The sequence below is a fragment of the Metabacillus niabensis genome (assembly GCF_902829255.1).
Lineage (GTDB): Bacteria > Bacillota > Bacilli > Bacillales > Bacillaceae > Metabacillus > Metabacillus niabensis.
Genome location: NZ_CADEPK010000174.1, coordinates 1 through 1842 on the forward strand (window position 1 = coordinate 1; position 1842 = coordinate 1842).

At 31.3% G+C, this 1842-nt stretch carries 2 protein-coding genes and 1 rRNA gene; all 3 read right to left on the reverse strand.

Annotated elements, in window-relative coordinates; genetic code table 11:
• Window positions 1-101, reverse strand: a 16S ribosomal RNA gene (locus tag HU235_RS12335); the annotation flags it as partial.
• 481 nt (window positions 102-582) lie between these two features.
• Window positions 583-1611, reverse strand: a complete 1029-nt coding sequence (locus HU235_RS12340) for a glycosyltransferase family 2 protein (RefSeq protein WP_174880401.1) — start codon at window positions 1609-1611, stop codon at window positions 583-585.
• A gap of 21 nt (window positions 1612-1632) precedes the next feature.
• Window positions 1633-1842, reverse strand: a 210-nt coding sequence (locus HU235_RS24890; protein ID WP_233452210.1) for a DUF6044 family protein, incomplete at its 5' end; no start/stop codon positions are given.

Sequence of the window (1842 nt, forward strand, 5' to 3'; positions counted from 1 at the left end):
CCGCTAATCTTTGGGAGCAAGCTCCCTCAGATTCGCTCGACTTGCATGTATTAGGCACGCCGCCAGCGTTCGTCCTGAGCCAGGATCAAACTCTCCAATAAAGTGTTTGACTTGCTCATTGTGTACTAAATAGTACGTTTTGTTGTTAATCAAAATTAACGTTGGCACGCTTGGTTTTGTTTAGTTTTCAAAGAACATTCATTTCAACATCTTTTCAGAAGCGACTTTATTAATATATCATTTATATTATCGCTTGTCAACAACTATCAAATTTATTTTTATGAAATAATTTTTCGATGTTGTCTCACTTGCGACTTGATTAATATTACACTATACAAATAAAAACGTCAACTACTTTTTTAGTTTAATAATATAATAATTTATCCCTCGACAATTAATTTCCTGCATTCCGTGTAATACTCTTACAATTTGTCTCCTCTTTATTCAAAGATTAAATAATACGGGTATTTAATTCTATAATGCAATATTAACTTAAGGTTAATTTAACTTACCATGATTGCTAGAAAAAAACACCCATTTTATCATTTTAACTTCATTTTTATTTAAAACATTAGTAACATATTAGTTCAATTCGGGTAATTGTTTTTGTTCAAATTCCAGAGACTCGGCATGGTTAGTTCTTTCAATTAATTGATGAGCCATACTAAAGGTATCAATATCAATACTATATTTAGGACGCCTCTTTGCTTCTTTATAAATTTTCCCTATATATTCACCAATTAGTCCAATAGCAATTAACTGTAATCCTCCTATTAGCCAAATTGACGTAATTAGTGACGTCCATCCTGTTTCTGCTCCACCTAAAAACTTTAAGGTAATGAAATAGCAACCAAACAAAAAGCTTACGAAAAATGAAACCAACCCTAATAATAAAACAAAGCGAATCGGAGTAATTGAAAATGACGTAATACCCTCAAATGCAAAAGAGAGCATCTTTTTCAAAGGATATTTTGTTGTTCCAGCAAGCCTTTCCTTCCTGTCATAATAAATAGAAGTAGAAGGAAATCCAATTAACGGTACTATACCTCTAAGAAATAAATTAACCTCTTCAAATCTTTCTAACTCATCAATTGCCCTTTTACTCATTAGGCGATAATCAGCGTGATTATAAATCAAATTTACACCTAATTTTCTCATTAGCTTATAGAAGAATTCAGCTGTCTTCTTTTTAAATATATGGTCTGTATCACGTCTTTTTCTAACACCATATACAATATCAAATCCATCTTTAAATTTCACAATAAACTCTCTAATTATTTGAATATCATCTTGTAAATCTGCATCTATAGATATTACACAATCAGACGATTTTTTTGCAGTCAATAATCCTGCTAATAGAGCATTTTGATGACCAACATTTCTTGAAAGCTTTAAACCATGTACAGCCCTATTTTCTAAACTTTCCTTATAGATTAGTGACCAAGTTTTATCCTTACTCCCATCATCAACAAATAATAACTTGCTTTCGTTTGAAATTAGCTTTTCAGTGATTAATTCTCCCAACACATTATTAAGCTGAGCTATTGTTTCCAGCAACACTTCCTCTTCGTTGTAACAAGGAACTACTATTGTTAGTTTAGGTTCAACCATAATATGACCTCCAAAATAGTTTTACATCACTTTATACAAATAGATTTTCCAAGCGGAAGACTCAGTTTGAAACGTTTTCTCTAATTCCAACTGATTATCTCTTGCATTCTCTATGGGGACTGCTGAAAAAATATAAGTCCCTCCTAGTTTTTTAAAAGGTTCAACATTCAATTGTAAATTTTTCAATTTCTTATGCGAATTCTTCTTAAACATATAATGTTTACCTAGCTC